Annotated in this window: 15 protein-coding genes; 12 read left to right on the plus strand and 3 right to left on the minus strand. The window is 64.9% G+C overall.

Features of this window, described 5'->3' with window-relative positions; translation table 11 throughout:
- The first annotated feature begins 121 nt into the window (after positions 1-121).
- The 5 genes from cysT (at position 122) to HWY30_RS33760 (ending at position 5351) form a co-directional block, all read left to right on the plus strand.
- Positions 122-1018 carry a sulfate ABC transporter permease subunit CysT gene (gene cysT / locus HWY30_RS33740; RefSeq protein WP_090804538.1) on the plus strand — a complete coding sequence of 299 codons (897 nt, stop codon included), beginning with the start codon at positions 122-124 and terminating at the stop codon, positions 1016-1018.
- A complete protein-coding gene (gene cysW, locus HWY30_RS33745) occupies positions 1015-2022 on the plus strand; it encodes a sulfate ABC transporter permease subunit CysW (protein WP_090804540.1) in 1008 nt (335 codons plus the stop codon). The genes cysT and cysW overlap by 4 nt, the downstream gene beginning before the upstream one ends.
- Complete coding sequence (locus tag HWY30_RS33750; protein ID WP_090804542.1) at positions 2023-3081, plus strand: sulfate/molybdate ABC transporter ATP-binding protein; 1059 nt, start codon at positions 2023-2025, stop codon at positions 3079-3081.
- A gap of 118 nt (positions 3082-3199) precedes the next feature.
- Positions 3200-4126, plus strand: coding sequence for a CysB family HTH-type transcriptional regulator (locus tag HWY30_RS33755; protein WP_090804544.1), 927 nt, complete (start codon positions 3200-3202; stop codon positions 4124-4126).
- A gap of 178 nt (positions 4127-4304) precedes the next feature.
- Positions 4305-5351 (plus strand): asparaginase, encoded by a 1047-nt coding sequence (locus tag HWY30_RS33760; protein WP_090805740.1) that lies wholly within the window; start codon positions 4305-4307, stop codon positions 5349-5351.
- Positions 5352-5611: 260 nt separating this feature from the next.
- Here HWY30_RS33760 and HWY30_RS33765 read toward each other — a convergent pair whose 3' ends face one another.
- From HWY30_RS33765 to gcl, 3 genes are all read right to left on the minus strand, one after another.
- Entirely contained in the window at positions 5612-6523 is a 912-nt protein-coding gene (locus tag HWY30_RS33765; RefSeq protein ID WP_090804546.1) for a 2-hydroxy-3-oxopropionate reductase, read from the minus strand.
- 72 nt (positions 6524-6595) lie between these two features.
- Positions 6596-7405, minus strand: a complete 810-nt coding sequence (gene otnI / locus HWY30_RS33770) for a 2-oxo-tetronate isomerase (protein WP_090804548.1) — start codon at positions 7403-7405, stop codon at positions 6596-6598.
- A 129-nt stretch (positions 7406-7534) separates the two neighbouring features.
- The gene (gene gcl / locus HWY30_RS33775) at positions 7535-9310 is read right to left on the minus strand and encodes a glyoxylate carboligase (RefSeq protein WP_090804549.1); all 1776 of its coding nucleotides are present in this window, start codon (positions 9308-9310) and stop codon (positions 7535-7537) included.
- Between the two features lie 171 nt (positions 9311-9481).
- Here gcl and HWY30_RS33780 point away from each other — a divergent pair, with 171 nt between their 5' ends.
- From HWY30_RS33780 to rplI, 7 genes are all read left to right on the plus strand, one after another.
- Positions 9482-10396, plus strand: coding sequence for a substrate binding domain-containing protein (locus HWY30_RS33780; RefSeq protein WP_090804551.1), 915 nt, complete (start codon positions 9482-9484; stop codon positions 10394-10396).
- 175 nt (positions 10397-10571) lie between these two features.
- Positions 10572-11444 (plus strand): RNA polymerase sigma factor, encoded by an 873-nt coding sequence (locus tag HWY30_RS33785; RefSeq protein ID WP_090804553.1) that lies wholly within the window; start codon positions 10572-10574, stop codon positions 11442-11444.
- Positions 11434-12456, plus strand: coding sequence for an anti-sigma factor family protein (locus tag HWY30_RS33790; RefSeq protein ID WP_090804554.1), 1023 nt, complete (start codon positions 11434-11436; stop codon positions 12454-12456). The genes HWY30_RS33785 and HWY30_RS33790 overlap by 11 nt, the downstream gene beginning before the upstream one ends.
- A gap of 190 nt (positions 12457-12646) precedes the next feature.
- Positions 12647-13021 (plus strand): 30S ribosomal protein S6, encoded by a 375-nt coding sequence (gene rpsF, locus HWY30_RS33795; RefSeq protein ID WP_090804556.1) that lies wholly within the window; start codon positions 12647-12649, stop codon positions 13019-13021.
- Between the two features lie 69 nt (positions 13022-13090).
- Entirely contained in the window at positions 13091-13390 is a 300-nt protein-coding gene (priB, locus tag HWY30_RS33800) for a primosomal replication protein N (RefSeq protein ID WP_090804558.1), read from the plus strand.
- Positions 13391-13392: 2 nt separating this feature from the next.
- Entirely contained in the window at positions 13393-13668 is a 276-nt protein-coding gene (gene rpsR, locus HWY30_RS33805; protein ID WP_013588504.1) for a 30S ribosomal protein S18, read from the plus strand.
- 27 nt (positions 13669-13695) lie between these two features.
- On the plus strand, positions 13696-14148 hold the full coding sequence (gene rplI, locus HWY30_RS33810) for a 50S ribosomal protein L9 (protein WP_090804561.1): 453 nt from the start codon (positions 13696-13698) through the stop codon (positions 14146-14148).
- The last annotated feature ends 239 nt before the right edge of the window (positions 14149-14387 follow it).

Raw genomic sequence — 14387 nt, forward strand, 5'->3', positions numbered from 1 at the left:
GCCCAATGGGCGCGCTTTCGGCTAACCGGGGTCCGGTGGCCAGCAGTGCGGCAGTACCGCAGTACGGCAGCACGGCAAAACGAACAACCGCGCGAGCATCAACCATGAACGAGTATCCAGCATGACCACGTTGACCTTCCGCAAGCCGAGCGCATTGCCCGGTTTTGGCCTGACACTCGGCATCACGGTGGCTTATCTGAGCCTCGTGGTGCTGATTCCATTGGCGACGACCTTTCTGAAAACCGCGACGCTCGACTGGGATCAGTTCGTGCGCGCGGTCACGTCGCCGCGTGTGCTCGCGTCGTATCGGCTGACGTTTTTCTCGGCGCTAGGCGGCGCGCTGATCAACGCGGTGTTCGGCTTTCTCGTCGCGTGGGTGCTGGTGCGCTACACGTTTCCGTTCAAGCGTATCGTCGATGCGGTCGTCGATCTGCCATTCGCGTTGCCCACCTCGGTGGCGGGCATTTCGCTCGCGGCCGTGTATGCGGGCAACGGCTGGATCGGCCAGTTCCTCGCGCCGCTCGGCATCAAGATCGCGTTCACGCCGGCGGGCGTGCTGGTCGCGCTGACGTTCATCGGCCTGCCGTTCGTCGTGCGCACCGTGCAACCGGTGCTCGAGGAGTTCGAGCGCGAGCAGGAGGAGGCGGCCGCGTGTCTCGGCGCGTCGCGCTGGCTCACGTTTCGCCGCGTCGTGCTGCCGGCCGTGTTGCCGGCTCTGCTGACCGGCTTCGCGCTCGCGTTTGCGCGCGCGCTCGGCGAATACGGCTCGGTAATCTTCATCGCCGGCAATGTGCCGATGAAGTCGGAGATCACGTCGCTCCTGATCATCACGAAGCTCGAGCAATACGACTATGCGGGCGCGACGGCGCTCGCGGTCGTGATGCTGGTCGTGTCGTTCCTGATGCTGCTGTCGATCAACACGCTGCAGTGGTATCTGCAGCGGCGCACGAGCCGCGGCAAGACGGGATCGGCGCCAGTGGCCACGAGCGTCGCCGCTATTGGTGGAGGTGTGCAATGAGCCGCGTTCCGACCCACCCGGCGAGCGTGGCGCGTCGCCCCGATCCGGTCAGCGAGCCGGCGCTCGTGCGCTGGCTGCTGATCGGCCTCGCACTGCTGTTTCTCGCGCTGTTTCTGGCCGTGCCGCTCGCCGCGGTGTTCTACCAGGCGCTGAACAAGGGGCTGCGTTTTTACTTCGAAGCGCTCGCCGATCCGGATGCGCTGTCGGCGATCAAACTGACGCTGCTCACCGCGGCGATCGCAGTGCCGCTGAACCTCGTGTTCGGCCTTGCGGCGTCGTGGTGTATCGCGAAGTTCGAATTCCGCGGCAAGGCGCTGCTGACCACGTTGATCGATCTGCCGTTTTCGGTGTCGCCGGTGATCTCCGGCCTGATCTACGTGCTGATGTTCGGCGCGCAGGGCTGGTTCGGCCCGTGGCTCGAAGATCACAACGTGCAGATCATCTTCGCGGTGCCGGGCATCGTGCTCGCGACGATCTTCGTCACGTTCCCGTTCGTCGCGCGCGAGCTGATTCCGCTGATGCAGGCGCAGGGCAACGACGAGGAAGAAGCCGCGCACGTGCTCGGCGCATCGGGCTGGCAGACGTTCCGTCGCGTCACGCTGCCGAACGTCAAGTGGGGTCTGCTGTACGGCGTGATTCTGTGCAATGCGCGCGCAATGGGCGAGTTCGGCGCGGTGTCGGTCGTGTCGGGCCATATTCGCGGGCAGACCGACACGATGCCGCTGCACGTCGAAATCCTCTACAACGAGTACAACTTCTCGGCCGCGTTCGCCGTGGCCTCGCTGCTCGCGCTGCTGGCGCTGGTCACGCTGGGGCTCAAGCTGCTGGCCGAGCGTCATATGTCGGCGGAACTGTCGGCGGCGCGCGAAGTGCCTGCGTATGCGGGGCCCGTGTCGCCGTCCGGCGCTTCGCAGGCCAATAGCGCGCAGTCCGCTTCTCATTCGTTTTTCGTCAACGCCACGCCTGCGTCGCAGCGACATCCGCTCAAGCAAGGAGAGCTGTAAATGGGTATCACCGTTCGTAACCTGCAAAAGCGCTTCGGCGATTTCGTCGCGCTCGACAACGTGTCGCTCGACTTTCCGCCGGGCGAACTCGTCGCGCTGCTCGGGCCGTCGGGTTGCGGCAAGACGACGTTGCTGCGTGTGATCGCCGGCCTCGAATACGCGGACGGCGGCCGGGTCGAGCTGCAAGGCCAGGATGTCGCGGCGGTCGGCGCGCGTGAGCGCGAGGTGGGTTTCGTGTTCCAGCACTACGCGCTGTTCCGGCATATGACGGTGTTCGAAAACGTCGCGTTCGGGCTGCGCGTGAAGCCGCGCAGGGAACGTCCGTCCGAGAAGGTGATTCGTGAGAAGGTGCATGAGTTGCTGAAGCTCGTGCAGCTCGACTGGCTCGCGCAGCGCTATCCGTCGGAGCTGTCCGGCGGCCAGCGCCAGCGCATCGCGCTCGCACGTGCGTTGGCCGTGGAGCCGAAGGTGCTGTTGCTCGACGAGCCGTTCGGCGCGCTCGACGCGAAGGTGCGCAAGGAACTGCGCAGCTGGTTGCGTCGCCTGCACGACGATCTGCATATTTCGACGATCTTCGTCACGCACGATCAGGAAGAAGCGCTCGAAGTGGCGGACCGCATCGTCGTGCTCAATCGCGGGCATGTCGAGCAGGTCGGCAGCCCACAGGGGGTGTACGACCATCCGCAGACGCCGTTCGTCTACGAGTTTCTCGGCGCGGCGAACCGTCTGCACGGCAGCGTCGATGCGCAAGGCTTCGTCGTCGATGGCGCGGCGCTGCCGGTCGCTATCGCGGCGGGTTTTAGGGGCCCGGCGTTCGCCTATGTGCGGCCGCACGATCTGCAGTTGTATCCGCAGGCGGCGGGGCATCGCGAGGGCATTGTCGTCGACGTGCGGCGCGTGGTGACGCTCGGCGGTTCGGTGCGCGTCGAGCTCGCCGGTCGCGAGGGCAATCTGCTCGAAGCCGAACTCGATCGCGAAACGTGGCGTGATCTGCAACTCGCGATCGGCGACGGCGTGACCGCGGTGCCGCGCGCGCTGCGGGTGTTTCCGGCGCAGTGAGGTGGCGGCGCCGCTGTGCGGCGCTGATGACAAGAGAGAACGTATCGGCCGTACCGCGTGCTTCGCCTGGCATGTGCGGCTCCAATAACTCAACTCTGGCGGAACCGGAGACACAACGATGAATTTCCAGCAATTGCGCTTCGTGCGCGAAGCCGTGCGGCAGAACATGAACCTGACCGAAGTGGCGAACGTGCTCTACACGTCGCAGTCGGGCGTATCGAAGCAGATCAAGGATCTCGAGGACGAACTCGGGGTCGACATCTTCATCCGCCGCGGTAAGCGTCTGACCGGGCTCACCGAACCGGGCAAGGCCGTGCATCAGTTGATCGAGCGGATGCTGCTCGATGCGGAGAATCTGCGCCGCGTCGCGCGTCAGTACGCGGATCAGGACAGCGGCCACCTCGTCGTCGCGACCACCCACACGCAGGCACGCTACGCATTGCCGAAGGTGATTCGGCAGTTCACGTCGGTGTTCCCGAAAGTGCATCTGGCGCTGCGCCAGGGCAGCCCGCAGCAGATCGCGCAGATGATCATCAACGGCGAGGCGGATATCGGCATCTCGACCGAGGCGCTCGACCGTTTTCCCGACATCGTCACGTTCCCGTGCTATTCGTGGCATCACGTCGTGGTGGTGCCGAAGGATCATCCGCTCGTCGGCCGAGCGAATCTGACGCTCGACGAGATCGCCGAATTCCCGATCGTCACCTACGACCAGGACTTCACCGGCCGCTCGCATATCGATCAGGCGTTCGCGAAAGCGGGTGCGTTGCCCGACGTCGTGCTGACCGCGATCGACGCCGACGTGATCAAGACCTACGTCGAACTCGGCATGGGCATCGGCGTGGTCGCGGCAATGGCCTACGACCCGAAGCGCGACAGCGAACTCGTCGCGCTCGACACGCAGCATCTGTTCGAGGCGAGCACGACGCGCGTCGGCTTGCGCAAGGGCGCGTTCCTGCGCGCGTACGCCTATCGGTTGATCGAGATGTTCGCGCCGCAGTTGAGCGAGGCGGACATCGCGGCGCAGTTGCGCGAGGCGGCTTAGGGCTGCGAGCAGCTTAGGGTGGGACTTGCACCCGTCGTCGATACTTGTGGTGATGAGTGCAATTGGGCACCGCATGAGATTTAAGCCCGCTCGCGCGTTGCGCACGCTCGCGCAAGCCGAACCCGCGTCCGGTCTTCCACGCATGGCGACGCGAAGCGCATCGCTTACAATCGCCGCCATGAATACCTCGACTTCTCCCTCTCTCCCGATTTCCCCCGGCCATAGCACCGCGCCGACGCTGCCGCGCATCGCGGTGCTCGCGACCGGCGGCACGATCGCCGGCGCGGCCCCGGATGCGGCCAATACGTCGGGCTATCAGGCGGGCGTCGTCGGCGTCGATCAACTGCTCGCGGCGGTGCCGGCGCTGTCCGCGGTCGCGCGAATCGCGCCCGAGCAGATCGCCAGCGTCGACAGCAAGGACATGTCGCTGCCGCTGTGGACCACACTCGCGCAACGTATCAACACGCTGCTCGCGACGGACGACGTCGACGGCCTGGTGGTCACGCACGGTACCGATACGCTCGAAGAAACAGCCTATCTGCTGCATCTGACCGTCAAATCGGACAAGCCGGTCGTGCTGACCGCGGCGATGCGCCCAGCGTCGGCGCTCTCCGCCGACGGTCCGCTGAACCTGCTAAACGCGGTGACGGTCGCCGCGCACGCGGCGGCACGCGGGCAGGGCGTGCTGGTTGCGTTCAACAACCGGATTCACAGCGCGCGCGACGTCGTGAAAACGAGCACCTATGCGGTCGATGCGTTCCAGTCGCCCGAAATTGGCGCGCTCGGCTGGGTGCAGGATGGCCGCGTCGAGTTCCAGCGCGGCGTGGTGCGCGCGCATACGGTCGCGAGTGAATTCGCAATCGATGCGGCGTGGCCGCAGGTGGAGATCGTCACGAGCTATGCGGGCGTGTCGCGGATCGCCATCGATGCGCTGGTGGCCGCGGATGTGCGCGGCATCGTCGTGGCGGGAACGGGCAATGGCTCGATCCACCAGTCGTTGCAACAGGCACTGGCGGATGCCGCGTTGCGCGGCGTGGCGGTGGTGCGCTCGTCGCGCGTGGGTTCGGGGCATGTGATGCGCAACGGCGCGGCGGCCGACGACGCGCTCGGTTTCGTCAGCGCCGGTTCGCTGAATCCGTACAAGGCGAGGGTGCTGCTGATGCTGGCGCTGGCCGCGGGCCACACTGCGCCGGCGGCGTTGCAGAAGGTGTTCGATACGTATTGATTGGCGAATCCGACAGCCGGACACCCGACGACGACGTCTGACCGGACCAAGGCTTCCCCGTCACCGACGGGTGCCGCTGCGGACCCCACTTGCCGCTCTCAGCCCAGAGCGGCGCGATTTGCCCGTTACGCCGCGCCGGCAACCCAAGCTGCCGTGCAACGAACGGGCGCCCCACCTGTGTTCACCGTGAGCTCGCCGATGCCGAAGCGGCAACCGGCGGAATCAACGGCGAGCTGAACTGAAGAGGAAGCACGAAGACTTCAAGCCGCCTTCGCTTCCTCGCTATCCGGCGCCTGCGCGACCTCATGATTCGCCATGATTTCGAGCGCGCGCACCATCGCCGAGTGATCCCACGCCTTGCCGCCGTTCGCGGCGCAGACGCTGAACAGTTGCTGCGCGCTCGCGGTATGCGGCAGCGCGATGCCGAGCTTACGCGCGCCATCGAGCGCGAGATTCAAGTCCTTCTGATGCAACTCGATCCGGAAACCCGGATTGAACCTGCGCTTCGTCATGCGCTCGCCATGCACTTCGAGAATCCGCGACGACGCGAAGCCGCCCATCAGCGCGCGTCGCACCCGCTCTGGGTCGGCGCCCGAGCGCGACGCGAACAGCAGCGCTTCCGCGACCGCTTCGATGTTCAGCGCGACGATGATCTGGTTCGCGACCTTGCAGGTCTGACCCGCGCCGTTGTCGCCGATCAGCGAGATGTTCTTGCCCATCAGTTCGAACAACGGCTTGGCCAGTGCAAAGGCTTTCGCGGGACCGCCGACCATGATCGTCAGCGACGCATCCCGCGCGCCGATTTCGCCGCCGGACACCGGCGCATCGAGATAGTCGACGCCGAGCGCGTTGATCTTCTTCGCGAACGCCTGGGTGTCGAGCGGCGAGATCGAGCTCATGTCGATGACGAGCTTGCCTTTGGTGAGGCCGGCGGCGACGCCGTCGTCGGCGAACAGCACGTTGGCGACGTCCGGCGTGTCCGGCACCATGATGATGACGATGTCGGCGGCCTGCGCGACCGCGGTCGAACTGGCGACCACGCTCGTGCTCTTCGCGATGTCGTCCGGTACCGGATACGCGCCGTTCACGAACAGCGAGTGACCGCCCTTGATGAGGTTGCGCGCCATGTGCGCGCCCATGATGCCGAGTCCGATGAAGCCGATCTTTGCCATGTGTGTGAATCTCCAGGTTGATAGGGGGCGTGCGTTGAGGCTTCAGGGTTCCATCAGGAACCCCAAGGCGCCTCAAGCCGCCGCATGCGCCGCGCCACGCGCCTGACCTGCCACGCTTTGCACCCAGCCGAGGCCGGCATCGGTCGTCGTGCGCGGCTTGTATTCGCAACCGACGTAGCCGTCGTAGCCGAGCGAGTCGAGCAGCGCGAACAGATACGGATAGTTGATCTCGCCGGTGCCCGGTTCGTGCCGCCCAGGGTTGTCCGCGAGCTGGATATGCGCGATCTGCGCGAGGTTCTTTTCGATCGTCGCCGCGAGTTCGCCTTCCATCCGCTGCATGTGATAGATGTCGTATTGCAGGAACAGATTGTCCGAGCCGACCTCGCGAATCACGTCGAGTCCATCGCGCGAACGGTTCAGCGCGAAGCCCGGAATGTCGTACGAGTTGCATGGCTCGACGAGCAGCCGGATGCCGGCCTTCTTGAGCTCGCGCGCGGCAAACCGCAGGTTGTCGACGATCGTTGCGCGGGCGGTGTCGGCGTCGACGTTCGCGCCCGGAATGCCAACGAGGCAGTTCAGTTGCGGCACCTTCAACGCGCTTGCGTATTCGATCGCGCGGCCCACGCCTTCCTGAAACCCGGCGACCCGATCGGGCAGGCACGCGATGCCGCGTTCGCCGGCTTCCCAGTTGCCGGCCGGCAGGTTGTGCAGCACCAGCTTGAGGCGGTTCTGTTGCAGACGTTCGCTCAATTCGGCGATCGAATACGGATAGGGAAACAGAAATTCGACGGCATGAAAGCCGGCGTTGGCCGCCGCCGCGAAACGGTCGAGGAACGGCACTTCGTTGAACAGCATCGTCAGGTTCGCTGCGAATTTAGGCATGGTGCTTTTGTCTCTCAGGTCGGTCAGGGAGTGGCGCGCTGGTCGTGATGAGGCGAGGGCGCGGAGCATGAACTCGGCCCTCGCGCATCGAGCGCGCTGAATGCTGCGAATACCGCGAAGACGCAACGCTCAATCGAGCAGGCTGATCGCCGTCGGCGCGTCCTCGCGCTTTTCCGCGAGTTCCTCGAACTCGTTGATCGCGTCGATCTCGGTGCCCATCGAGATGTTGGTCACGCGTTCGAGAATCACTTCGACGATCACCGGCACGTTGAACTCGGCGAGCATCGACTGCGCTTTTTGCAGCGCCGGCTTCAGCTCTTCCGGCTTGAACACGCGAATCGCCTTGCAGCCGAGACCTTCGGCGACGGCGACGTGATCGACGCCATAGCCGTTCATCTCCGGCGAGTTGATGTTCTCGAAGCCGAGCTGCACGCAGTAGTCCATCTCGAACGCGCGCTGCGCCTGGCGAATCAGCCCGAGGTACGAGTTGTTCACGACGACATGCACGTACGGCAGCTTGAATTGCGCGCCGGCCGCGAGCTCCTCGATCATGAACTGGAAGTCGTAGTCGCCCGACAGCGCGACGATCGGCCGTTGCGGGTCGGCCGCGCGCACGCCGAGCGCCGCCGGAATCGTCCAGCCGAGCGGGCCGGCCTGGCCGCAGTTGATCCAGTTGCGCGCCTTGTACACGTGCAGGAATTGCGCGGCGGCGATCTGCGACAGGCCGATCGTGCTCACGTAGCACGTGTCGCGGCCGAACACCTGGTTCATCTCTTCGTAGACGCGCTGCGGCTTCATCGGCACGTTGTCGAAGTGCGTCTTGCGCAGCATCGTGCGCTTGCGTTGCTGGCAATCGGCAACCCACGCGGCGCGATCCTTCAGCTTGCCCGCGGCCTTCCATTCGTTGGCCACTTCGACGAATAGTTCGAGCGCGGCCTTCGCGTCCGACACGATGCCGAGATCCGGGCCGAACACGCGGCCGATCTGCGTCGGTTCGATATCGACGTGCACGAACTTGCGCCCCTTCGTATAGACATCGACGCTGCCGGTGTGACGGTTGGCCCAGCGGTTGCCGATGCCGAGCACGAAGTCGGACGCGAGCATCGTCGCGTTGCCATAGCGATGCGAGGTCTGCAGACCGACCATGCCGGCCATCAGCGGATGGTCGTCGGGAATCGCGCCCCACGACATCAGCGTTGGGATCACCGGCACGCCGAGCGTTTCGGCGAACTTCACGAGCAGGTCTTCGGCCACGGCGTTCAGTACGCCGCCGCCCGACACGATCAACGGCTTGTCGGCATCGTTGAGCAGCGTGAGCGCGGCTTCGATCTGCTTGCGGGTCGCCTTCGGCTTGTAGACCGGCAGCGGCTCGTACGTGTCGATGTCGAATTCGATTTCGGCGAGCTGCACGTCGATCGGCAGATCGACCAGCACCGGGCCCGGGCGGCCCGAGCGCATCAGATGGAACGCCTGCTGGAACACACGCGGCACCAGCGCCGGCTCGCGCACGGTCACGGCCCACTTGGTGACGGGCTTGGCGATCGATTCGATATCGACGGCCTGGAAGTCTTCCTTGTACAGACGCGCGCGCGGCGCCTGGCCTGTGATAGCCAGAATAGGAATCGAGTCGGCCTGCGCGGAGTACAAACCGGTGATCATGTCGGTGCCCGCGGGGCCCGAGGTGCCGATGCACACGCCGATGTTGCCCGGCTGCGCGCGGGTGTAGCCCTCGGCCATGTGCGATGCGCCCTCCACATGGCGCGCGAGCACGTGGCTGATGCCGCCGGCTTTGCGCATCGCCGAGTAGAACGGGTTGATCGCGGCGCCCGGCACGCCGAACGCGGTATCGATGCCTTCTTTTTCGAGCACCAGAACGGCGGCGTCGACGGCTCTCATTTTGGCCATGAATGTCTCCTCAAGGTCGGGAATTACGTCGGTTGAGGGACACTGTAGGCCTGCGCCAAAGGTTTGATAAGATCAGTCCGGGTCGCTTATTCCGAAACAAAAAGTATGGAATGACGTGAAGCCCGGCGCACGGCCGGCATCAGCCCGGCAAGAGACAGGTGGGAGACGAACATGGACCGCTTCAAACAGATCGAAACCTTCGTGCGGGTCGCCGATGCGGGCAGTCTCGCGGCGGCGGCGCTGGAGGAAGGGGTGTCGCCGGTGATTCTCGGGCGGCGCATCGATGCGCTCGAGAAGCGCATCGGCGTGAAGCTGATGTATCGCACGACACGGCGGCTCGTCGTCAGCGAGGACGGCGCCGCGTTTCTCGAACGCTGCCGCGGGCTTCTCAGCGAATGGGATCAGGCGGAAAACGAACTGAGCGCGGGGCGCCGCGCGGTGAACGGCCATCTGATCGTGTCGGCGCCCGCCGCGTTCGGGCGTAAGCACGTCGCGCCGCTCGCGCCTGCATTTCTGCGCGACAAACCCGAGTTGCAGATGTCGTTCAATCTGACCGACCGGGTCGTCGATCTGGTGCGCGAGGGCTACGATCTGTCGATCCGCATCGGCGGCGCCGTCGATCCGAACTTCGTCGCGGTGAAGCTCGCGTCGAACCGGCGCGTGGTGTGCGGTACGCCCGACTATTTTCGCCGTCACGGTAAGCCGAAGACGCTCGAGGATCTGCCGGCCCACAACTGTCTCGCGTTCAATCTGCAAGGCGGGCAGAACCGCGGCTGGTATTTCCGCCGCAACGGCAAGCTCGCGACGGTGCGGGTGGGCGGCTCGCTCGACTGCAACGATGGCGAACTGCTGCATCGCTGGGTTTCGGAGGGGCTCGGACTCGGCTGGCGTTCGACGTGGGAAATCCAGCGGCAGCTCGCGCGCGGCGAGCTCGAAACCGTGCTCGACGAATATGCGCTGCCCGATTACGACATTCTTGCGGTCTATCCGCAGCAGCGCTTCGTGCCGGCGCGCGTGCGCTATTTCATCGACTATCTGAAAGACGTGTACGCGAGCGACGACTACTGGAACCGGCCATCGTACTAGCTGGCGAGCGGGGCGCGCGGGCGATCGCGGTCTTTCTTGCGAATGCTCGCCTGAGTCGGGAATAAACTCGGTCTATGGCCAGTTCTGCTGTGAAAGACACGTCAGGAACGACACTACGCGGGACGCGCAACAGCGACCCGCACGACGCAGCCGCCATGCCCTTGGAGGGGCCCACGTGGTCCAGACCGATTCAGACGCCGATGCCGATGCAGCGAAAAGCCGCCGCTTCGAGCAACTGGCGATGCCGCATCTCGACGCCGCGTACAACCTCGCGCGCTGGCTGTGCGGCAATCCGAACGATGCCGAGGACGTCGTGCAGGAAGCATTCATGCGCGCGTTCCGCTTCTTCGATACGTTTCGCGGCGACTCTGCGCGGCCGTGGCTGCTCGCGATCGTGCGCCGCACCTGGTACACGGAATGGCGCCGTCGCGCGCCGTCGCACGACAGGCTCGAATTCGACGAAACGATGGACGACGCGACCCTCGACGGCTGGAGCGCGGGCGGCGACGATCCCCAGACGCTGCTGATCCGCGACGAGGATGCACGCCAGGTACACGACGCGTTGGCGCGTTTGCCGGTCGAGTATCGCGAGGTGCTGATCTTGCGCGAGCTCGAGGAGATGGGATATCGGGACATCGCGGTGGTGGCCGATGTGCCGATCGGTACGGTGATGTCGCGGCTCGCGCGTGGGCGGCGCAAGCTGGCGGAGGTATTGATGGCGCAGCAGCGAGGCGGGGGGGAGTCGGTTGGCGGGGGGCGCAAAGGCGGGCAGGGTGACCGGCGCGGGTCGACGCAAGCGCCGCTGGAGCAGGGGGCGCAGTCCGGGCGAGTCGTGCAGTCGGCGGCAGTCGCGCCCTCGGTGTCGTCCACGCCCTGCGCGCCGTCCGACCGGCCACCGCGAAGTTCCGGCGACGGCCGCGCGGCATCATCGGCGGTCGTGCCCGCCACCGCAACAGTGACGCAACTCCGGGCGTTTGCCGACGGCCGGCCCCTCAACATTCCCGGCGCTGCCGCCGACCCCGCTCAGGAGACGCCGGATGGACTGTAACGAAGCTCGGCCGCTCCTCGAGGCGAATGCCGATCACGAACTGCCGGCACCCGATGCGCGCCGGGTCCAGCAGCATATCGAGAGCTGCGACGACTGCCGGCGCGCGAGCGACAACCTGCGCGCGCTGAGCGGCGCGCTGCGCGCGGCGCCGTATCATCGGGCGCCGCAGTCGTTGCGGGCGCGGATCGTGGCGGGCTTGCCCGGCGCGGTCGAGGGAGGAACTGCGGGGTTGGCCACGACGGCGGCGCCTGAAGATGCGGAGGAGGAGTCTACCGGCAGCGCTAGCGCCGGAATGACCGACATGGCGACGTACGAACCTCAGCGTCAGCGTCGTTGGGCGCGGCGGCCCGCGTGGCTCTACCGGTGGCTCAGTGGCTTCAGCGGTCCGGGTCGCTCGGGCGATTCACGCGGCCGGCTAATCGGCGTCAACGGACCGCATGCCGCCGGCGGCGCCAACCGCGTGGTCGCGCGCGGCGGTCTCGCGGTGCTCGTGATCGCGCTGTGTGTGGCCACCGCTGTCCTGACGCTGACGCTGACGCTGCGCCGTCCCGCCGAATTCACGCCATTCACCGACGAACTCATCGAAAGCCATGTGCGCGCGCAGGTTTCCGGCCGCGACATCGACGTAATTTCGACCGACCGTCACACGGTCAAGCCATGGTTCAACGGTCGGCTCGACTATTCGCCGCCGGTCGAGGACCTCGCGGCGGCCGGCTTCGCGCTGGAGGGGGGCCGGCTCGACTACCTCGCGCACCAGCGGGTCGCGGTGCTCGTGTACCGCTACGGCAAGCACGTGATCGACGTGTATGTGTTTCCGCAGTCCACGACGCGTGGCATTGACGGCGCGGCGCCGGCATCGCTCGCCCACGACGGCTATTCGATCGCGCACTGGGACGCGGCGGGCATGACCTGGTGGGCGATCTCGGACGCCGCACCCGATGCGCTCAAGGGACTCGAAGCGGCGCTCAGAGCGCGTTTGCAGAGCGGCAGCCAGCGCACGGAAGCGGGTTGAGGGGCAAGGACGGCCCGACTTCCGCGACCCCCACCCTAAGGTCTTGAAAACACATCCGATTCCGCCGCCGAATCGGCGGAATTCCTTGCAACCCGTCCCCATTCGGGTTAGACTCTTGGGCTTCTCACTTGCCGCACCGGTTCCGACGCCCGGGCGGCTTCTATCCAAAAGTCAGCACAAGGAGTGTGTAATGCGTCATTACGAAATCGTCTTTATCGTGCATCCCGATCAAAGCGAGCAGGTGCCCGCCATGATCGAGCGTTACAAGGGCACGATCACGTCGCACGGTGGTCAGATCCACCGCGTCGAAGACTGGGGCCGTCGCCAACTGGCCTACATGATCGAGAAACTCGCGAAGGCTCACTACGTCTGCATGAACATCGAGTGCGACCAGACCACGCTCGACGAGCTGGAACACGCATTCAAGTTCAACGACGCCGTTCTGCGTCACCTCATCGTCAAGATGAAGAAGGCCGAAACCGGCCCGTCGCCGATGATGAAGGAAGTGCAGCGCGAAGAAGCCAAGAAGTCGGCAGCAGCTCAGCCGACCGAAGCGCAGGCTTAAGACTCGTTATTTAAGCTGCCAGACACGCAGCGTCGCTCCGCTCACGTACACGAAGACATAAACAGGTACATGAACCGGCTGCAACTTACGGCGAGCGTCGTCGAACGCGAACCGGTGCGGTACACCCCCGCCGGCGTTCCGATTGCAAGCTGCACGTTGTACCACCGCACGGAAGTCGTCGAGGCGGGCATTGCCCGTCAGGTCGAACTGACCATGCAGGCGGTCGCCGCGGGCGAAGCGAGCGGTAAGCTCGAAAACTGTCAGATGGGCGTCGAAACGCTCTTCACAGGTTTTCTGGCTAAAAAGCACCGTAACGCGCGAACTCTGGTATTTCACATCACAGCATTGCAGGACATTGGAAAGGACTAATCATGCCCCGCCCGACTGGTAAGAAATTCGACAAGCGTCGTCAGCAACAGAACCCGCTCTTCAAGCGCAAGAAGTTCTGCCGTTTCACGGCTGCTGGCGTCGAGTACATCGACTACAAAGACATCGAAACGCTGAAGGACTTCATCGGCGAGAACGGCAAGATCACGCCGGCACGTCTCACGGGTACCAAGGCGCATTATCAACGCCAGCTGGACACGGCTATCAAGCGCGCACGTTTCCTCGCGCTGGTGCCGTACACCGACCAGCACAAGGCCTAACCCGACGACGCGATAAGGAGCATCCGAATGCAAATCATTCTTCTGGAAAAAGTCGTCAATCTGGGTAACCTCGGCGACATCGTGAAGGTCAAGGACGGTTACGCACGTAACTTCCTGATCCCGAACAAGAAAGCTCGCCGTGCAACGAAGGAAGCCCTCGCTGAATTCGAAGTGCGCCGCGCAGAACTCGAAAAGCACGCCGCTGAAAAGCTGGCAGCCGCTCAGGCTCAAGGCGAAAAGCTGGCAGGCCAGACCGTTCAGATCAAACAGAAGGCTGGCGTCGACGGCCGTCTGTTCGGCTCGGTGACGAACGCTGACATCGCCGAAGCGCTCGGCAAGCAAGGCTTCGCAGTGGAAAAGGCGCAAGTGCGTCTGCCGGAAGGCCCGCTGAAGATGGTTGGCGAGCACCCGGTTCAGGTTTCGCTGCACACCGACGTTCTCGTCGATGTGACGGTGGCCGTGATCGGCGAGCACGTCTAAGCCGACCGCATCTAAGCATCAGGCAGGATCAGCCAGCGTATTGCTGGTGAAGAGCAGGGGCCGGGAAACCGGCCCCTGCTTTTTTTGGTGCGCCAGGCATGGCGCGTAGCGCCGTGACTGGCGCTGTCCGACCCGCTGTGGTGGCGAGCCGGATGACTTGGGGGTGAAAGTCCTCTGCACACCCGGCAAGGGGAAGTGCTAGCTGAACGGCAAGGGTGTCCGTCGTAAGGCGGAATCTG

The sequence above is a fragment of the Paraburkholderia tuberum STM678 genome (genome assembly GCF_902833905.1).
In the GTDB taxonomy this organism is placed as follows: domain Bacteria; phylum Pseudomonadota; class Gammaproteobacteria; order Burkholderiales; family Burkholderiaceae; genus Paraburkholderia; species Paraburkholderia tuberum.